The organism is Aestuariispira insulae, from assembly GCF_003385955.1.
GTDB lineage: Bacteria > Pseudomonadota > Alphaproteobacteria > UBA8366 > Aestuariispiraceae > Aestuariispira > Aestuariispira insulae.
Window position 1 is genome coordinate 111,752 of sequence record NZ_QRDW01000009.1, and the last position, 19,006, is coordinate 130,757.

The window sequence follows — 19,006 nt, forward strand, 5'->3', positions numbered from 1 at the left end:
TGAAGGTGCGACAGCCATGACGCAGACCCCAACGGATTTCACCCTCGCGCTTGCTAACCGGCTGACCGATGCCACCTACCCGGAGTTGCCGAACCATTACACCGGTAAGGTACGCGAGGCCTATGACCTGCCCGATGGTCGGCGCATCATGATCGCCACCGATCGCCAATCCGCCTTCGACAGAATTTTGGCTGCCGTCCCCCATAAAGGACAGGTTTTGAACCAAACGGCGCGTTTCTGGTTTGAACAGACCCAGGATATCTGCCCGAACCATGTGATCGATTTCCCGGATCCCAATGTGGTGATTGGCCGTAACCTGAAGATGCTGCCCATTGAAATGGTGGTGCGCGACTATATGACCGGATCAACCGAGACCAGCATCTGGCCGATGTATCAACGTGGTGAACGGGTGATGTACGGCCATCAATTCCCCGACGGTCTGTCCAAAAATGACAAGCTGCCGGCGACCATCATCACCCCCACGACCAAAGCCGCGCAGGGTGATCATGACGCCCCGATCACCGCTCGGGAAATCGTTGAAAACGGGTTGTTGGATCAAGGAACCTGGGACGAAGTGGCCCGGATTTCCCTGGCCCTGTTCGCACGAGGCCGTGAGATTGCCGCGAAAAACGGTTTGATCCTGGTTGACACAAAATATGAGTTTGGCGTGGACGAAAACGGCCGGATCACCCTTGCCGATGAAATCCACACACCCGATTCCAGCCGTTACTGGATTGCGGAAAGCTATCAGGATCGGATTGCCCAGGGATTGGAGCCGGAAAGCCTGGACAAGGAATTCCTGCGACTGTGGATTTCCGAACGCTGTGATCCCTACAGAGATGATATTCCGGAGATCCCTGCTGAAACGCTGGAAATGTTTTCCGAGAAATACATCAATCTTTATGAACGGGTGACCGGCCAAACCTTCGAACGGGCGGCTTATGATCGCCCCCTGAAAGACCGGATCCGGGAAAACCTGGCCCGCATTCTGCCAGATTATTTCAGTGGTTGATGTAGGCTGACCGCCTCACCTGTCCCGTTCGACTTGAAACCCTTCTCGCTGCAGTAATGTTGGCACCCCAAGATCGCCGACCAGATGAACTGCGCCTACCGCGATGAAAAAGGTTCCGGGCTCCGCCATGATATCCCGGATTTGGCCCGTCCAGTTCCGGTTCCGCGCATAAATCAGCGATTCGATCAGCGTTTCATGTCCTTCAAACCCCTCGGTCTGGATCCGTTCCAACGCGGCGGTATCTCCGGACATCCAGGCATTGATCAACGCATCCGCATCTCTGTCGATTTCCGCGAGCTGATCCAGACTGTTTTCCAGGAATGAATTTTCTTCTTCAGGGGTAAGGCTGGAAAACAGGCCAAGCTGCTGTTCCATCGTCTCAAACCCGCGGATATCTTTTCCCTTGTCCGCCACATAGGCCTGAATGACTTTTTCACTGCCATACTCAGGATCCATACCGCGTTTCACAAATTCCATAACCGTAATATTAATGGCAATCATCCAGGGCCGCATCATGTCAAAACCGTTTCGCGGCATACCAGATTCCGCGAGGATATCGCCCAATTTTTCATAGAGCTCTGATCCCACTCTGCTCTTCAGGCTCTCGCCCGGGGTGAGCAAGCCATGTTTCTGAACCGCCGCCATGGCTTTTTCCTCACTGCTTTCCTCCGGCGACAACTCCAGATAAAGCCGCTGAGACCGATCCAGTTTCCCCTTCATATCCTCATCCAGCCAGTCGAGGCCGTTGGGGGCAATATGAATGGTGCCGAAGAGATAAACCGTGGTGTCTTGATCCCGGACAACCCATGTGGCCGGATCCGCATGACCCACTGTCGCAGAAAACAGCAGAAAGACTGTGGCTCGAAACATCGTGATCAGAGGGCGGCAGAGCAGCATTTGGAATCTCTTTCATTAGATTGAGCGGCCATCTTAAAAAAGATAACCGCCGAAGCCACAAGTATTAATAACAATCCCAGACGGGTGTTTCGCCACCAAAGCTCTCAACCGCAAAATCCAGGAAGGCCCGAACCTTGGCCGGCATATGCAGCCGTTCCGGGAAAACCGCATAAAGTGTATGCGTCTCAACCGGGTAGTCCGGCAAAACCTGAATCAACCGCCCGGACGCAAGATCGGGCCCGACAATGAATGTCGGTATGCGGGCAATGCCCAAGCCGCCGATGACCGCCTCACGCAGGGCTTCGCTATTATTGACCTGATACCGGCCGCTGACCGTTATTTTCTGTCTTTCTGTCCGTGTTTCGAATGTCCACTCGTGATGATTGCTGAGATAGGAATAGGTCAGACAATCATGATCCCGCAGATCCTCCGGTCTTTGCACCGGTGCCGCTCCGGCCAGATAGTCCGGTGAAGCACAAAGCACCACGCGGCAGGGCGCCAGCCGCCGGGCAATCAAACTTGAATCAGGCAGGTTGCCCGCCCGCATTGCCACATCAAATCCGCCCTCCACCAGATCAACGCGCCGATCATCCAGCACCAGGTCCAGTTTCAGAGCTGGATAGCGTTTCATCAATGCCGGTACCAATGGGGCAAGATGCAGTCGGCCAAAAGACATTGGCGCACTGACCCGGAGCAACCCGCGCGGGTCGCCTTGCATCTCGCTCACGGCATCTTCCGCCTGCATCGCGGCCTTTCGGCATTCCATGGCATAACCGAGATAGGCCTCGCCCGCTTCCGTCAAGCTGAGCTTACGCGTGGAACGCTGGATCAGCCGCGCGCCCAATCGGGTCTCCAACTGGGTGATCCTCTTGCTGACCGCTGACTTCGTAATGCCCAACTTGATTGCCGCGGCAGAAAAACTGCCCTGTTCCACCACCGCCACAAATACCGGGATCGCGCCGAAATCTTCCATAACCTGCCATCGTGTCGTTTTTCTCAACATTAGGTTTCCAATAAACAGAATTATCAGTCAACAGGAAACGAAATAGGGTGCCTTCACCAAATCAATCGACGTGAGGACATCCCATGGCCAAGATGCTTATCAACGGACAGCTTGCCGAGAAACCGCGCGCCCCCGATGGCCGCTTCGAACGTTTCCCCAGCCAGTACCGCCACTGGATATCCCGGCAGAAAGATACAGAGTTTCCCGCCGAAACGAACCGCTACCATCTGTTCATTTCCGAGGCCTGTCCCTGGTGCCACCGGGTGATGATCCTGCGCGCGCTGATGGGGTTGGAAAAGTTCATCACCGTCACCTACATGGATGCCTTGATGGGGGAAGAGGGATGGAGGATCGATCCCGACCGCCATCCTGATTTACCCGGCCTGTACGGAGATCAGTTTCTTTACCAGACCTATCTGCGGGACAATCCCGCCTATACCGGCACCATCACCGCACCCGTTCTCTATGACCGGAAGAGCGAACGGATCGTCAGCACCGAATCCTCCGATATCATGCGCATGTTCCATCAGGCCTTCAGCGGCCTTACCGGGAAAGGACAGGACCTGTATCCAAGCGCCTTGCGCGGCCGGATCGACCGGATCAATGATTTTGTACAGGACCGAATAGCCGAAGGGGTCTATCGCGCCGGGTTCGCCACCTCCCAGGACGCCTACGATACCGCCGTGGACAGACTTGTCGACGGGCTGAGCCAATTGGAAGAGATGCTGTGCGCACAGCGCTATCTGGCGGGCGAGCGCATCACCGAGGCGGATTGGCGACTATACCCGGTTCTGCTCCGGTTCGATCCCGTCTATTGGATCCATTTCAAGATCGGACCGCACCGAATTGCGGATTATTCCAATCTGTCCGCTTATCTGCGCGAGCTGCACCAGATACCGGGCATCGCCGCCACTGTGGATATGGATCATATCCGCCGGCACTATTTTCTGAGCCACCGGCATCTCAATCCCGGCGGCATCATGCCCCGCAGTCCCCAGTTTGATCTGAACCAATCCCATAACAGGGAAAAAGTCGTATGGCGGAGGGTCGGGTGATGAAGGCAGTTTCATTTCTGCCGCCGGTTGTTCGAACCGGCACAACCCCGATGATCTTGTTCACGGGAACCATCATTTCCGCAAGTTTCATCCTGGCCAAGCTGGCGGTTGAAAGCGGTATCCCATCCTTTGCCGTCTATTTCTGGCAATTGCTGACCGCCTGCCTGATCCTTTTGGTGTTGACTGTGGTACGGGGTGAAAAACTGCCCGTATCAAGGCGTCATCTCACCTACTACCTGCTGAACGGTCTGATGGGGTCCTGCCTGCCGCAATTGATTGCCTATGCAGCCCTGGGCCATATTCCAGCCGGGCTATTCACCGTGCTGATCACCCTTTCTCCGCTTTTCACCTATCTGGTCAGCTCTCTTGCCGACCGCCGTTTCCTGCCCTGGCCGCGACTGGCCGGTATCCTGACCGGTTTGATCGGGATCAGCCTTGCCACTTTCGGCGGTTTTGCAGTCAGTGGTGTGAACGGATCATGGGTTCTCATCGCGGCCCTCTCCCCCATGTTTCTGGCCGTCAACAATGTCTATCGGGCAAAAGCCTATCCCCAAGGCACCAGCCCGCTGGCCCTGGCGCTGGGTTCCATGCTGTTCCAGATCCTCCTGCTCTGGCCGGTTTTGATCTGGACCGGCCATGACTATCAGCCTTTCAGCCTGACCGGTCTCCTTGACTGGGCAGTTCTCCTGATCGGCCTGATCACGGCGGTTTCCTTCATCCTGACCTTTGAGCTGCAAAAAAGAACCGACGGTCTTGGCTTCAGCCAGGTCGGTTATGTGGTGACCCTGGCCGGGATCCTGTTGGGGGCCTGGATCTTCAACGAACCGCTAAGCCCGGTTCTGCTGATCAGTCTCATTCTTCTCTTCATTGGCCTCGGCATGACCAACGGCCATCTCCACCTCCCTATAGGAAAAAAGGACTAACTCCATGAAAAACATGTTTCTTTCATTCGCGTTTGCGGCCGCGGCCAGTTTCGCCGCTACCGCCCTGGCCGAACCGACGGTCGGGATCAGCCCCTGGGGGCCTGATGATGAGATCGGCCGCCTCAACCTGATGACGGAGGAAACCCGTGCCGCAGTTCTGAGCCGCGTTGCCAGCGGCAAAAGCTATGATCTCAGCGTGGATTATTTTGTTGGCATGCCCAGCTGGCACGGGATCGGCGATCCCCGTTATCAATATTGGCTGACCCATACACCCCATGGCACGGTTGTGGACGATCCGATGGGTGTCGGCCAGGAAATCAACCACCATGTCAGCTATACCGGGGATGCAGTCTCCATGTATACCCACATGGGCACCCATATTGATGCCCTCAATCATTTTGGCCTCAAGGGTAAGATCTGGAACGGATTTTCCGCCAGCGAGCATCTGGGTGACAGGGGTTGGAAAAAAGCCGGAGCCGAAACCATTCCTCCGATCATTGCCCGGGGCGTGATGCTGGATATCCCGGTGGCACTCGGCCTTGAGGAATTGCCGGAAAACTACCGGATCACCCCGGATGATCTAAAATCCGCCCTTTCCCATCATAAGGTGGATCTGCAATCCGGTGACGTGGTTATGATCCGGACCGGCCGCATGCGTCATTATCTGGATGAAACGGCCTATATGCATAACGCACCAGGATTGGATATCACAGCGGCCAAATGGCTGGTGGAGGAAAAGGGTGCAATGCTGCTTGGCGCGGATAATCTCAGTCTCGAGGCGTTTCCTTCCCAGACGGAGGGTGATTATGTGCCGGTCCACACTTATCTTCTTGCAGAAAAGGGGGTGATGATCATGGAACTGGTGATGCTGGAAGATCTGTCCCGCGACCAGATTTATGAATTTGCCTTCATCGGCGGGTCATTGAAATTCCGCGGGGCCAGCGCCGCCCCCATGCGCCCCATTGCCCTTCCGCTGAAATAACCATCTGCGACACTATGCTTATTTGGCATCGTGAAAAATAACACCCAGCGCGTGGCGTTGGCCGGATCGGATCCGGCTGACGCCATGGCGCATGGTCACCCGGTAATCGCCGCGCTTCCCTTTTTTGGGCTGATGATTGACCGGAAAGACCACCGCATCCCCCTGTTTCAGCGGTATCACCTCGGCACGTGACTGCATCCGGGCGCGCTGTTCGGTCAGAATAAACTCACCGCCCTCGAAATCCGTTTCCGGGCGGGAAAGCAATATGGCAACCTGCAGCGGAAAAACCATCTCGCCATAAAGATCCTGATGCAGGCAGTTATAATCCCCTTCGCCATAACGCAGGATAAGCGGGGTCGGCCTTTCCTGGCCATTTTGATGGCAGCGTTTCAAATAGTCCTGATGAACGGCTGGATAGCGGATCGCCACCCCCATCCTGGCCGTCCATTCATTGGCGATCTCCGCCAGGGCCGGATAGAGGCTGTTGCGCAAATCCAGGATCCGGTCCGGCAAAGGATAAGAGAAATAGCGGTATTCTCCCTGGCCAAAACCATGCCGGGCCATGGCCACGGTTGATCGATAGCGTTGATCGTCATCGTAACCATTTACAAAAGACTGGCATTCCGACGGAGATAACAACCCGGTTAACAGGCAATAGCCGGTTTCATTCAGGGCGTCTTTATTGATTTGCACCAAGGGCGGGAACCTTCTGCATCCATGTGATCTGGATAGTTTAGCGATCCTGCCGCCGGGCCAGCCACCCGATCCTTGCGCTTCTAATAACCGCTGCTATACCCACCTTCTTCGGTGGATTTTTGCCCGCTGTCATCTTTGCTGCTCATGGTTACGATATACCAGACATTGCGCACGCCATCCCCGTTGATATCACCGGGTTTCTTATCCTTAATGAAAAGATAAAGAGGCTGTTCCTTGTAGGCCCATTGATTGCGCCCGTCCTTGCGGGGGATCATACTAAAATCCCCTTTTGCCTCCGCGCCGTCGGCCGCATAGGCCGGCGGCCAGTTTGTCGCACAATCCTGATAGCAGTTGGAGATGCCCGGTAAATCGAGATCAAAGACATAGAGCGTCAAGCCTGCTTCATTGGTCAGGATTTTGCCGCCTGCCACTTCCCGAACGGAAATGCCATTTGGCAGCGATAAACCGTAGCTGACGCAGCCCGCCAAGAGAGACAATGAAATCAGGATGCTCGCAAACCGAATTTTCATAGACGTCTTCCCCTTAATCCAAAACCTGCACCGATCAGTTGTATTCTGATGCGCTTTTTGCCTGACTGCAATCATCGCACCATAAAAACGTTAACAATCGGTGACCTTGCTCAACGCACGCACCATGGCCTGAAACAATAGATCACGTTCTATCGGCTTGGTGACATGATCATCCATACCAGCGCTGAGGTAGCGTTCACGATCTCCCTTCATGGCATTGGCCGTCAAAGCAATGATCGGTACATCGCTTTTTGGAGGGGCCATGGCGCGGATCTCGGCGGTCGCGGTGATCCCGTCCATGCGTGGCATCTGAGAATCCATCAAGATCAGATCATAATCTTCCGTTTCAACCTTCGCGACCGCTGCGGCACCATCATCGGCAAAATCCATGGATACATTCAACCGCCCCAGGAATGCCTGCATCAGGCGCTGGTTCACATGGTTATCTTCAGCCACCAGGATACGCACAGGGGCCGTTCCTGCTTTTAGGAACCCCTCCGGCACTTCCGTTTGCAGATCTTTTGCATTCTCCAGGGCTGCTGGCTGACCGGCATCAAATTCTATTCCAACAGAAACAGTCGTGCCCCGGCCCTGCTGACTATCCAGCGATACGGTGCCTCCCATCAGTTCCGTCAATTCCCGACATATGGCCAAGCCCAAACCTGTGCCGCCATAGCGGCGCGAGACCGAACCATCCACCTGGGCAAATCGTGCAAACAGCTTTTCCTGGTCCGCCTTTGCGATACCAATGCCACTATCTTCGACCGTCAAGGTTACATGATGCCGACCGCTCTTTAACAACGAATGATCCATCCTGAGACTGACCGCACCCATATCCGTGAATTTAAGGGCATTTCCCAGAAGATTGTTCAAAATCTGGCGCAGACGCAATGTATCGCCGATCAAAACCGGTGGCATGACAGGCGGTAAAGACAGTTTAAAATCGATGCCTTTGGCATTGGCTGCCTGGCGCCAGAAACCGGCAACCCTTTTCAGTAGTTCCCCCATATCAAAGGCGACAGGTTCCAATTCCATTGCACCCGCCTCCACCTTGGAAAGGTCCAAAATGTCGTTTAACAGGTCTCTGAGTCCAAGGCCGCTTTCCCGAACATAACGCAACATCTGTTGCTGTTCTTCATTCAGGCCTTCATCCATCAAAGCTTCTGTGAAGCCCAGAATACCGTTAAGCGGGGTGCGTAATTCATGGCTCATCACGGCAAGAAAATCGGATTTTGCACGATTTGCCGCCTCCGCCTGTTCCAAAGCCTCGCGCAACTCCGTGACATCCTCTTCTGTCACCACAAGATTGAATTCACCGGTCACTGGATCACGGCTGATCCGGACATCCATCGCATGCCGCCGCGGCCCGGCCAGGGTTTCCACCTGAAACTCCTCCCGGCTTGCCTGATGGTCCCGGGCCCGGCGCAACCGGTTCTGGCCGAGCGCCCGGTCGGAAAAGCGCCGTACAAATAAAGGGTCCGGATCAACAATCCGGTCTTCCCGGATATTGCCATAAATCGCGCCCGCGGCTTCATTCTGGCGCATCAGATGGCCATCCATGGAAAAAACAGTGATGGGATTGGGGATATAGCGCATCGCCTCGATCAGCATGATATTATCCGGCATACTTCCCAGATCAACATCGTCGGACACAAAGGCGATGATCCCTTCCACCGCATCGTCACCCAGCCGGATAGACCGATGGCGCATATGAGTAACCTTCGGCTTGTCGTTGGGATAGGTGGTCCAGGTTTCCTCGCGCTCGCCCTGCGCCGCGGCCATTTCAAAGGTCTGCCAAACCCGCCGTTTCGCACCATCACTGTCACCGGACAAGTCCTTGTCGATCATATCCTGGACCGTGTTCACACCCCACATCTTCAAAGCGGCCTGGTTGCACCACCAAAACTTATAGTTGCGAACATCAAAAAACCATACCGGAGTCGGTACCATTTCAAACAGTTCGGCCTCTGAACGATGTTGGAAATGTCTTAAATGGTCATTTGCCATAGGAAGACCGCCCCCCTGCCCCAGTTGGATATATCACTGCTGATAAACCTAGCCAGCTATCCAGCCTTTGCAATGCAAAAGTCACGGCATATTATAGGCGACCAATAATTGAAAATGGTCAAAATCGTAGAACCGGCTTCAAATGGCACCGGCCGGCCATTGCGCCTGCAGCTTGCTGGCCAACCCTTCCAGCTGGTCCTTTGACAGATTGCCGACCAGATTAAAACTCAGTGACGGGTTTAACCAGTAAAAGGCCCCGGTTTTGCCCTGGGACACAAAGGCAAAGGATGATGTCTTGCCCGAGGGATTGGGCGTGATGAACAAGGTCACCCGTTCCCCCTTTTCATCTTCAAACATAAACTGGGCCGCCGCCCCATTGGTCGCCGCCAACAGACGCCCGCCGATCAGGTCAAAATCCAGCCCGCTCAGATCCGGCTCAATCAGTTGCCGGTCCAGCCTTTTTGACAGCCAGGAGACCAAATGCTGGGACTGTTCCGCCGTCACTTCGACAGGATGGGTCTTGTCAACCGAATAGACATCATGGGCATTGATGGCGAGATGGGCCTCCGCGGAAGCCGAAAAATCCTGTGACGCCAGGATTCCGCGCGTCATCCACCCCCCGGCGAGGCCAACCGCCAGCAGCAAAATTGACGCGGCCACCAGGCGCAGCTCCGGCCGCCAGAGACTCATTCGGCTTTCCCTGTTTTTCCGCAAGTTTCTCGGATCAAGATAGTCCGGCACGGGTGCGTCCACTTCCCGGTCAAACAGGGCTTTTAAATCCTGATTCTGCTGTTGCCAGGTCCGGACCTTTTCCATGGCGTCGGGGTTTTCTTTCAGGAACGCCTCCATGGCCCCGACCCGATCAGGGTCGAGCTGGCCGTCCACATACATCATCATTTCATCATCGCTGAAAATGGGATCCTGTCTGCTCATTTCACCGTCCTCACCGATACCGTTTTTTCCACCCCTTCCTCCGTCAGCCGGGTCAGATTCTGCCGGGCCCTTGAAAGCCTGGACATCACCGTACCCTGCGGAATATTGAGGATTTCCGCCGCCTCCCGATAACTCACCCCTTCCAGGACCACCAAGGTTAAAACCTCTTTTTGATCTTCCGGTAGTTTGGCCAGTGCCTCGGCGGTCTGGCCCAGCGCGATCCGGTTGACCTGCGGCGCCTGCTCGGACAGACGCGCCGGATCCCGGACCTCTTCGATCGGCAGGCTGTTCCGGGCGAAATCCGTTCGGCGCACCTGGTTCCGGTTCACATTGACCATTACCTTGAACAGCCAGCTTTTCAGGGATCCGGAAGGCCGCCAAAGGCGGCGCTTCCGAATGGCACGCTCCAGACAATCCTGGACCAGGTCGTCCGCACGATCCCGGTCCTGGGTCAGCGCCAGCGCATAACGCCTGAGCGCCGGAACCTGATCGGCGATATCGTCCATCAAATCAGCCATAACACTCCCTCGGCCCCAAAAACGGCCTTAATAACCGCTGCTGCCATCCATCCGGATCACGTGCCAGACATTCTTGACCTTATCGCCGGTCACGTCTCCAGCCTTCTTATCTTTGATCCAGGTATAAAGCGGCATTCCTTTATAGGCCCATTGCCAATCACCGTCATCCCTGGTGATCACGGAAAAATCCCCTTCGGCCTTGGCATCCTTGGTGGCCATCATCGGCGACCAGGCAGTGGCGCATCCGCCATTGCAATTGGATTTTCCAGGCTGGTCCTTATCAAAAGTATAGAGGGTCATTCCCTTTGCATTGGCCAGAACCTTGCCAAGCGAACTTTCCTGATACTGGAAACCGGCCGCCGCATGATGATCGGCAAGTGCCGCGGTAGCGCCCAACGCCAGCGCGGCAGTGAGGATGGATGCTTTTAAAACCTGTTTCATGTCGATTGTTCCTTTCACGATCAATAGCTGCCGCCATAGCCGCCATTGCCGCCATAGCTGTAGGTTTTTTGGGCTTTCTTGATCAGGACCGCATGCCAGACACCACCGATGCCGTGACCAGTCATATCGCCGGGCCGATCATCCTGGGCATAGAGATAAAGCGGTTGGCCCTTATAAGCCCATTGCCAGACATTACCGTCCCGCTTGATCACCGAATAATCACCCTGGGCCGCCTGATAACCGCTGGCCAGCACCGCAGGCCATTTGGCTGCGCAAGCCTCGTGGCAGTTGGACACACCCGGCATATCCAGATCAAAGGTATAGAGCGTCATGCCATGGGTATCGGTCAGCAGATAGCCGCCGTTGGCTTTGGCCAGGGTCAATGCCGGGGGGACGGATTGCGCGCCACTGCTGAAACAGGCGGTCAGGGTCATGGCACCGGCCAGGGCAAGTAAGCGGGAACGGATGGTCATAGGGTTGATCCTTTTTCGAAGTGGTAAATTTGTCCCTCCGAAAACAGAACAGGTCGACCGGGCCAATTATTCCCAGATTTTTCGACTTTTTTTCATTGTGATTGAAAAACAAAGGGATGCGCATGCTTTCACGCGCATCCGCAATAGATCGGCGGTTAATTTTCCCGCCCGATAAAGTCCAGCAGATACCCTGTGACCTCTTCCGGCCGGTCTTCCATCAGGAAATGGCCGCATCCTTCCAGGATTTTGAGCGCCGACCCCGGAATATCTCCGTGCAACCGGTGCGCCCAATCAACCATCTGCCATTCGTCATTCTGGCCCCACAGGATCTGGACCGGTATCTCCCCCAACCTGTCCAGGTGCGGGACAACCTCCTGGGTATGGGTCGGGTCGTAATGGCGGATCTGATGCTGGAACAGGCTCGCCTGTCCGATAGGGTTGGAGATCAGCTCCAGGAAATAGGCCTGGGCCCCTTCGGCAAAAGCCGCTTTGTCATGAACGGCAGAAGACAGCCAATCATGAAAATGGGCCCGATGATCCGCGTCCGACGCCGTTATCAGTTTTTCCAATCCTTCGTGCATCTGCTGGCGGGTGCGCGGTGAAGGCCAGCTGTCATAGCTGACAATATCCAGCAAGGTCAGGGATCTCGGCATCCGGCCCGCCAACAGGGCCAGGCGCAGGGCCACCGCGCCGCCGATATCATGGGCAACCAGATGAAAATCCGTCAGCCCCCAATGGTCCAGCAACCCTTCCAGCACCGGCACCTGCCCGGTAACGGAGGTGTCCACCGCCGGGTCCCAGGGCCGCTCCGACAGGCCAAATCCCAGCAGGTCATAGAGATAAACACGATAACCGGCTTCGGCCAGTTGGGGCGCGACATGACGCCAGATATAGGATGAAGACGGCGTGCCATGCATCAGGACAACGGGCGTGCCTTCGCCGTAAATGCCATAGGCAATGCGGTTGCCATTGACGATGACATGATCTTTCACGAGAGGGTTCATAACAGGCTCCTTAAAAAAAATCCCTTTCAGGAGTCTTAGCCCACCGCTACAATATGACACAAACGAATGATTGTCATATATTGATCGATATTCTTCATGTGAGGTTTTTATGGCGGAACGGCTGGAAATTGACGGCTTGAGGGCTTTGCTGGCTATCGCGTCCCAAGGCGGCGTGACCCGGGCCGCCGATCATCTTGCCCTGTCACAATCGGCGGTCAGCCATAAGATAAAACGGCTGGAACAGAATCTCGACTGCACCCTGTTGGCCCGGCGGCCTGGCGGCCCTCTCTTCACCGAAGCAGGCCTGCGCCTGCTGGAATATGCCCGCCGGATGATCGATCTACATGACGAGGCCCTGGCCGCGCTTGGCCGCAAGGCCCTGGCCGGCACCATTCAGCTTGGCATGACCGAAGATACCACCAGCAGCGGCATCGCCCGCATCCTGGGCCGGTTCACAAGGCTGTATCCTGAGATCAAAGTGCGCACGAGGATCAGCCAGAGCCTGACCCTGGAGGACTGGCTTAAGGATGCGAAGATCGATATAGCCGTGATGCAGATTTTCAAGCGCGACATCCGGCCCGATGACCTGGTTTTATATGAAGACCGTCTCTATTGGGTGAAATCCCATGACCTGACCCTGGACAGCCAAAAACCGGTGCCGTTCCTGACCTTCGATGAAAATTGCTTTTACCGCCACTGGGCCTTGGACGAAGGATCCGCAAGAGGACAGCGGTTTGAAACCGTGCTGGAATGCGGCAGCGCCGCCGGGATCCGGTCCGCCGCCCTGTCCGGACTCGGCATTGCGCTGCTCAACGGCCTGCATCTCACCCCTGAGCTGGACCTGATCACACAAGAACTGCCATCGCCGCCCGAAATCGCCTATGTGGTGCGGGCACATAAAAAAAGCCGGACCCCGCCGGTCCGGGCCCTGATCGGTGAGATCGAGCGCGAGATCGGCGGCACCCGGCTTCTGCTGAAAGCCAGCTAAGGCGGCGGGACCGGACAAAATGCCGGTCCCGCACGCCCCATGTATCAGGGCTGGATATAGGCGGTTTTCACCGTGGTATAAAACTCCGCCGCATAACGGCCCTGTTCCCGGCTGCCATAGCTGGACCCTTTGCGCCCGCCAAAGGGTACATGGTAGTCCACACCAGCGGTCGGCAGGTTGACCATCACCATCCCGGCCTGGGATTTGGCTTTGAAGTCACTGGCAAATTTCAGCGACGAGGTGCAGATCCCGGCGGAAAGCCCGAAATCAGTGTCATTGGCCAATGCCAGGGCCTCGTCATAGTCAGCAGCCTTAATCACACTGGCCACGGGACCGAAGATTTCCTCACGGTTAATCCGCATCTCATTCCTGGTGCCGATGAACAGGGCCGGGCTCATATAGAAACCGTCATGCTCCAGGTCCAGCCGCTCGCCGCCGCAGACCAGCTCGGCCCCTTCTTCCCTGCCGATCTTGACGTAATCCAGATCCTTGGCCAGCTGATTGCCGTTGATCACCGGCCCCACCTGGGTGCCGGCGTCCAGGGCATGGCCAACTTTCAGCGCCGACACCGCATTGGAAACCGCATCGACAAAACGGTCATGAATGCCTTCGGTCACAATAATTCGGGAGGAAGCCGTGCAACGCTGGCCGGTGGAGAAGAAACCGCTGTTCACGCAGGCGCCAACCGCGGTTTCAAGATCCGCGTCGTCCAGCACAACCATCGGATTCTTGCCCCCCATCTCCAACTGGACCTTCTTCATATTCATGGCACAGGCCTGGGCAATGCCGCGGCCGGTTTCAACCGAACCGGTGAAGGAGATCGCCGCCACCTTCGGGTGATTGATCATATGGTTCCCAACAAGAGAGCCACGACCATTGACCAGGTTGAAGACACCTTTTGGCAAACCGGAACGGTCAATGATATCCGCCAGCGCCCAGGCGCTGCCCGGCACCAACTCCGCCGCCTTCAAAACCACCGCATTGCCATAGGCCAGGGCCGGGGCAATTTTCCAGGCCGGAATAGCGATCGGGAAATTCCACGGCGTGATCAGGCCGATCACACCCAACGGCTCACGACGCACCTCTACCTCAATGCCCGGGCGCACGCTGGCCAGGCTATCGCCCTGCTGTCGCAGGCATTCACCGGCAAAAAACTTAAAAATCTGACCAGCCCTGGCCGCTTCGCCAATGCCTTCCGGCAGGGTCTTGCCCTCTTCCCGGGAGAGCAGACGGCCCAATTCCTCACGGCGTGCCAGGATTTCTGTGCCGATGGCATCCAAAACGTCAAAGCGCTGTTGCGGCGTGCTATAGCGCCAGCCCTCAGCCGCGTCATGGGCGGCGTCAATGGCGCGGCCCATATCCTCAATCCCTGAGCGCGCGCTCATGCCTACAACGTCGGTGATATCAGACGGGTTGATATTGGGCAGCTGTTCATCGCCCATGGTCCATTCGCCGTCGATCAGATTGGGAAAGTCAGTCATTGGTTTCTCTCTTTGGGATTATGCGGGGGAATATACGGGCGTTTTCCGGCCACCGGATAAACAAATAACAAAAAACCGGGAGAGGGGAGGCCACCTCTCCCGGTGAAGGCGGAAGCGCTTAGGCCGCAGCTTCCAGGGAAGGCAGTGCCGGACGGCAGGCAATCGCATCGCGGATAATTTTTTCCGCATTGGCGCGACGCTCACCGGTCAGGGCCAGACGCGGTGCCCGGACCCGGTCGTTGGAATTAATCTCAAGCTGTTCGGCCAGTTTAATATTCTGAACCAGATAGGTGGAAACATCGAGGTCCAGCAACGGACGGAACCAGCGATAGATCTCCAGCGCCTCGTTATAGCGGCCCTGCTGCATCAGCTGGTAAATCGCAACGGTCTCTTTCGGGAAGGCGACAACCAGGCCTGCGACCCAGCCGACAGCACCAACGGCCAAAGCCTCGAACGCCAGGTTATCCACACCGGTCAGCACGTTGTAGCGATCGCCCAGCTTATTGATGATCTCGGTCGAACGGCGGATGTCGTCACTGCTTTCCTTGACTGCGACAAAGCGTTTGTCATCGGCCAGTTCCAGCATCACTTCCGGGGTCACATCCACCCGGTAGGCCACCCGGTTGGAATAGATCATGATCGGCAGATCGGCAGCCTCGGCAACGGCGCGCAGGGTCGCAACCGTCTCGCGGCGATCTGTATGATAGATCGGGCTGGGCACGACCATCAGACCGGTAGCGCCGGCTTTTGCCGCCCGTTCAGCGGCCTTGCAGGCATCCCGGGTTGCCGCTTCATTGACCGTCATCAGTGTCGGCTTGCCATTGGTCGCGGCCAGGGCAGTTTCCAAAACCTCGATTTTCTCATCCTGGTCCAGCATGGAGCCTTCGCCCAGAGAACCGCAAACGATCAAACCGTCACAGCCGGCCTGCATCTGATAGTCAAAGCACCGTTTCATTTCGGCATGGTCAAGATTACCCGCCTCATCGAATTTGGTGGTTACCGCAGGAATAACACCAGTCCACATTTTCTTTTCTCCTTGAATAAAACACTCTGTGACTTGGAAAGACCTGAGCGCAGTTTAACGCACGTTGCTCAGAAATTGTTTCGTATGTTCGCTTGTTGGATCGCCAATCACCTGGGACGGCGGCCCGATCTCCTCGATCACGCCCTGGCGGAAAAAGGCCACCCGGTCGGAAACATCCCTGGCAAAGGGAATTTCATGGGTGACCAGGATCATGGTCATGCCTTCTTCGCTCAGCATCTTGAGGGTATCCAAAACCTCGCCTACCAGTTCCGGATCCAGGGCCGAGGTGACTTCGTCAAACAACATGTAATCCGGTTCCATGGCCAGCGCCCGGGCAATCGCCAAGCGCTGTTGCTGGCCGCCCGACATATTGGTGGGATAGGTATCCAGCTTGTCGCCCAACCCGACATGGTCCAGCTGCCTGGCAGCTATTTCGCGTGCCTCCGCTTTGGTTTTCCCCAATACGATCCGGGGCGCCAGCGCGACATTTTCCAAGGTGGTCATATGAGGGAAGCTGTTCCATTGCTGAAACACCATCCCAATATGACGGCGCAGCTTATTCACATCCGTCTTGGCCCCATGTACATCGATGCCATCGACCCGGATCTCACCCCCCTGGATCGGCTCCAGCGCATTGATGCAATAAAGTAGGGTCGATTTACCGGAACCGCTGGCCCCGATCACGGAAAGCACTTCGCCTTTTTCAACCTTCAGGTCGATGCCCTTTAGGACCTCCAGACTGCCGAAGGATTTACTGACATTATTAATCTCGATCATGACTGCCACCTGCGTTCCAGTCGTTCAGTGATACGGGCAATCGGAAAGGACAGCGCGAAATAAAACGCGCCCGCGATTGCCAGGATGATAAAGGGCTGCTGGGTCCGGGTGATCAGGATCTGGCTGGCACGCAGCAATTCCACATAGCCCAGGACAGAGACCAGAGCGCTATCCTTCAGGACGCCCAACGCCACACCGGTCCAGGCCGGCAGCGCAGACCGGCAGCCGATCGGGAAGGTGATATAAAACAGTTCCTGCCAGTAGGTCAGGCCCAGCGAGCGCGCCGCCTTCCTTGTGGTTACCGGCACAGATTCGATCCCGCCCCGCGCGACGGACGCCACCAGGGCAGCCGTATAAAAGACCAGCACGATCGTTCCTGCTGCAAAGGGATTGAGCGGCAGCCCGATGATTGGGAAGAAATTGAAGAACAGGATCAGCTGGATGATCAGTGGCACCGAGCGGAACATATCCAACACCAGCCCTAATGTGGCCGCCCCGGCCCAGCGGGAAACCGACAGCACCCAGCCGAAAAAGACCCCAAAGACCGTTCCGATGGAAATCGCCAGGGCCGCGATCATCAGGGTATGGCCCGCCGCCCCAGCCAGATACCAAAGGTCATTCAGCTTGAAACCGGTGAAGAAGCTGGCGGATTGCGCGGCTATATTAATGGATTCCGACATGAATCAGCCCTCTCCCTTGCGGAAAAATTTCCAATGGATCAGGAAAGAACCGCCCAGGATCAGCTTAACGATCACATAATAGATCACGGCAGTGATGGCGAAAAATTCGAACACCCGGAAGGTTTGAGAGGCCGCGAACTGGGTCTCGCCGGAAAGTTCCCGGAAACCGACCAGCATGCCAAGCGAGCTCATCAGCACCGACCAGACCATCTGGTTGGTCATCGGGTGATAAACGATTTTCAAAACCTGCGGAATGATGATCCGGCTATAGGTCTGCCCCCAGGTCATGCCCAGCGAACGGGCCGCCCGGACCTGGGTGTCCGGCACCGCCTGGAAACCACCGCGGAAGGTTTCCGCCAGATAGCCGGCATTGTTGAAGGACAGCGCGCACAGCACGATCACATAAGGGCTTAAATGTACGCCAAACGCACCCAGCCCGAAACCGAAGAAAAACAGCTGCAGCAGCGCCGGAGTATTGCGTGCGGTTTCGATCCATGTGGTGGCGAACCAGGTGAGTTCGCGCCGACCCGACATGCGGATGAAGGCCAGCATCATACCCAGTACAATGCCCAACAGCATAGCCAGAACCGCCACTTCCATGGTCAGCAAGCCCGCCTCGATCAATTCCGGCAACCGTTTCCAGACCGGGCGCCAATGAAAGGTATAATCCATGGGGATATGACCTCTAGAAAACTCTCAAAAAAAACCGCCCCGGCACCACAGAGTAAAAACAAGCCGGGGCGGTGACCAAGTTTGGGTTAGTACATCACGTTCGGGATCCGCAGTTCCGGGGCTTCCCCGCCGACAAACTGCGCCCACAATTCCTCGTAACGACCAGAGCGAACCTGATGGGTGACAAACAAATTCAGGTAATTCAGCCAGCCGTAATCCGTCCTGGGGCCAACAACAGAGGTATAATCCGTGGTCCAGGGCATGCGCGGCCCGGCAACCACCGTGTCATACTGCTCGGTGATCGGTTTGACCGTGGTGTTGGTGGTGATCCCCACATCGGCCTTGCCCTGGGCAACCGCCAGGAAAACCTCATTCTCACTCTGATAGCCCTGATAAAGGTCCTCGGTGCCCCATTCCTTGGCGATCTTCAGGAATTCCTGTTCCGGCACCGTTCCGACGGCTGCTGCAACCCGCTTGCCCTTAAGATCTTCAAAGGTTTCGACACCGCTATCCTTGCCGACAACCGCCTGCGCATAATAAATCGCGTAGGGAATGGTGAAGCCGACCGTCTTGGCACGCGCCAGGGAATCGGATGTCGCGCCAAACACCACATCGGCCCGGTTGGCAACAATCATCGGCAGACGTTCGGCCCAGGTCGCGGGCAGGATCTCGTAATCCACCTCAAGCGCCTTTGCCAGATCCTTGCAATATTCCACGTCGAACCCAGCGGGTTCGTTATTTTCATCGCGATAGCCGATCGGCGGGAAATCCAGCACCACGCCACAGCGCAGCACACCTGCATTGATCACATCATCCAGCTTGTCCGCCTTGGCAACGCCGAAACCGGCGGTGACGGATAGAGCGGCAGCCACGGCGGCAAACGCTGTTTTCTTGAATAATCCCATTTGAT

Annotated in this window: 21 protein-coding genes; 5 read left to right on the plus strand and 16 right to left on the minus strand. The window is 56.2% G+C overall.

The window, feature by feature from the left end; all coding sequences use genetic code 11:
* The first annotated feature begins 16 nt into the window (after window positions 1-16).
* A complete protein-coding gene (locus DFP90_RS17915; protein WP_115937912.1) occupies window positions 17-1,012 on the plus strand; it encodes a phosphoribosylaminoimidazolesuccinocarboxamide synthase in 996 nt (331 codons plus the stop codon).
* Window positions 1,013-1,027: 15 nt separating this feature from the next.
* Here DFP90_RS17915 and DFP90_RS17920 read toward each other — a convergent pair whose 3' ends face one another.
* Both DFP90_RS17920 and DFP90_RS17925 read right to left on the minus strand, forming a co-directional pair.
* Window positions 1,028-1,909 (minus strand): TraB/GumN family protein, encoded by an 882-nt coding sequence (locus DFP90_RS17920; protein WP_115937914.1) that lies wholly within the window; start codon window positions 1,907-1,909, stop codon window positions 1,028-1,030.
* A gap of 64 nt (window positions 1,910-1,973) precedes the next feature.
* Complete coding sequence (locus DFP90_RS17925) at window positions 1,974-2,912, minus strand: LysR family transcriptional regulator (RefSeq protein ID WP_245957113.1); 939 nt, start codon at window positions 2,910-2,912, stop codon at window positions 1,974-1,976.
* 83 nt (window positions 2,913-2,995) lie between these two features.
* On the opposite strand from DFP90_RS17925, the gene DFP90_RS17930 reads away from it, so the two are divergent.
* The 3 genes from DFP90_RS17930 to DFP90_RS17940 are packed head-to-tail and all read left to right on the plus strand — an operon-like array spanning window position 2,996 to window position 5,872.
* Window positions 2,996-3,967: a glutathione S-transferase family protein gene (locus DFP90_RS17930; protein WP_218044719.1), complete on the plus strand. Its 972-nt coding sequence runs from the start codon at window positions 2,996-2,998 to the stop codon at window positions 3,965-3,967.
* Complete coding sequence (locus DFP90_RS17935) at window positions 3,967-4,890, plus strand: DMT family transporter (RefSeq protein WP_181905437.1); 924 nt, start codon at window positions 3,967-3,969, stop codon at window positions 4,888-4,890. Before DFP90_RS17930 ends, DFP90_RS17935 begins: the two co-directional genes overlap by 1 nt.
* Window positions 4,891-4,894: 4 nt before the next feature.
* Window positions 4,895-5,872, plus strand: a complete 978-nt coding sequence (locus DFP90_RS17940) for a cyclase family protein (RefSeq protein WP_218044720.1) — start codon at window positions 4,895-4,897, stop codon at window positions 5,870-5,872.
* Between the two features lie 18 nt (window positions 5,873-5,890).
* Here DFP90_RS17940 and DFP90_RS17945 read toward each other — a convergent pair whose 3' ends face one another.
* The 8 genes from DFP90_RS17945 to DFP90_RS17985 all read right to left on the minus strand — a co-directional run bounded on the left by DFP90_RS17945 (window position 5,891) and on the right by DFP90_RS17985 (window position 12,474).
* Window positions 5,891-6,565 (minus strand): 2OG-Fe(II) oxygenase, encoded by a 675-nt coding sequence (locus tag DFP90_RS17945; RefSeq protein WP_245957115.1) that lies wholly within the window; start codon window positions 6,563-6,565, stop codon window positions 5,891-5,893.
* A gap of 83 nt (window positions 6,566-6,648) precedes the next feature.
* Complete coding sequence (locus DFP90_RS17950; protein ID WP_115937923.1) at window positions 6,649-7,098, minus strand: COG4315 family predicted lipoprotein; 450 nt, start codon at window positions 7,096-7,098, stop codon at window positions 6,649-6,651.
* Window positions 7,099-7,188: 90 nt separating this feature from the next.
* On the minus strand, window positions 7,189-9,105 hold the full coding sequence (locus DFP90_RS17955) for a PAS domain-containing hybrid sensor histidine kinase/response regulator (RefSeq protein ID WP_115937925.1): 1,917 nt from the start codon (window positions 9,103-9,105) through the stop codon (window positions 7,189-7,191).
* A gap of 138 nt (window positions 9,106-9,243) precedes the next feature.
* Entirely contained in the window at window positions 9,244-10,038 is a 795-nt protein-coding gene (locus tag DFP90_RS17960; RefSeq protein ID WP_115937927.1) for an anti-sigma factor family protein, read from the minus strand.
* Entirely contained in the window at window positions 10,035-10,556 is a 522-nt protein-coding gene (locus DFP90_RS17965) for a sigma-70 family RNA polymerase sigma factor (RefSeq protein WP_115937929.1), read from the minus strand. The genes DFP90_RS17960 and DFP90_RS17965 overlap by 4 nt, the downstream gene beginning before the upstream one ends.
* Before the next feature lie 27 nt (window positions 10,557-10,583).
* A complete protein-coding gene (locus DFP90_RS17970; protein ID WP_115937931.1) occupies window positions 10,584-10,997 on the minus strand; it encodes a COG4315 family predicted lipoprotein in 414 nt (137 codons plus the stop codon).
* A gap of 20 nt (window positions 10,998-11,017) precedes the next feature.
* A complete protein-coding gene (locus DFP90_RS17975; RefSeq protein ID WP_115937933.1) occupies window positions 11,018-11,470 on the minus strand; it encodes a COG4315 family predicted lipoprotein in 453 nt (150 codons plus the stop codon).
* A gap of 155 nt (window positions 11,471-11,625) precedes the next feature.
* Window positions 11,626-12,474 carry an alpha/beta fold hydrolase gene (locus tag DFP90_RS17985; protein WP_115937937.1) on the minus strand — a complete coding sequence of 283 codons (849 nt, stop codon included), beginning with the start codon at window positions 12,472-12,474 and terminating at the stop codon, window positions 11,626-11,628.
* 109 nt (window positions 12,475-12,583) lie between these two features.
* Between DFP90_RS17985 and DFP90_RS17990 the strand changes: the two genes are divergently transcribed.
* Window positions 12,584-13,462: a LysR family transcriptional regulator gene (locus DFP90_RS17990; protein WP_115937939.1), complete on the plus strand. Its 879-nt coding sequence runs from the start codon at window positions 12,584-12,586 to the stop codon at window positions 13,460-13,462.
* Window positions 13,463-13,506: 44 nt separating this feature from the next.
* Here DFP90_RS17990 and DFP90_RS17995 read toward each other — a convergent pair whose 3' ends face one another.
* The 6 genes from DFP90_RS17995 to DFP90_RS18020 form a co-directional block, all read right to left on the minus strand.
* Window positions 13,507-14,943 carry an aldehyde dehydrogenase family protein gene (locus tag DFP90_RS17995; protein WP_115937941.1) on the minus strand — a complete coding sequence of 479 codons (1,437 nt, stop codon included), beginning with the start codon at window positions 14,941-14,943 and terminating at the stop codon, window positions 13,507-13,509.
* Window positions 14,944-15,061: 118 nt separating this feature from the next.
* Entirely contained in the window at window positions 15,062-15,967 is a 906-nt protein-coding gene (locus tag DFP90_RS18000; RefSeq protein WP_115937943.1) for a dihydrodipicolinate synthase family protein, read from the minus strand.
* 54 nt (window positions 15,968-16,021) lie between these two features.
* Entirely contained in the window at window positions 16,022-16,744 is a 723-nt protein-coding gene (locus DFP90_RS18005) for an amino acid ABC transporter ATP-binding protein (protein ID WP_115937945.1), read from the minus strand.
* On the minus strand, window positions 16,741-17,424 hold the full coding sequence (locus tag DFP90_RS18010) for an amino acid ABC transporter permease (protein ID WP_115937947.1): 684 nt from the start codon (window positions 17,422-17,424) through the stop codon (window positions 16,741-16,743). The genes DFP90_RS18005 and DFP90_RS18010 overlap by 4 nt, the downstream gene beginning before the upstream one ends.
* 3 nt (window positions 17,425-17,427) lie before the next feature.
* Window positions 17,428-18,096 (minus strand): amino acid ABC transporter permease, encoded by a 669-nt coding sequence (locus DFP90_RS18015; protein WP_115937949.1) that lies wholly within the window; start codon window positions 18,094-18,096, stop codon window positions 17,428-17,430.
* A gap of 86 nt (window positions 18,097-18,182) precedes the next feature.
* Window positions 18,183-19,001, minus strand: a complete 819-nt coding sequence (locus DFP90_RS18020) for a transporter substrate-binding domain-containing protein (RefSeq protein ID WP_115937951.1) — start codon at window positions 18,999-19,001, stop codon at window positions 18,183-18,185.
* Window positions 19,002-19,006 lie beyond the last annotated feature (5 nt).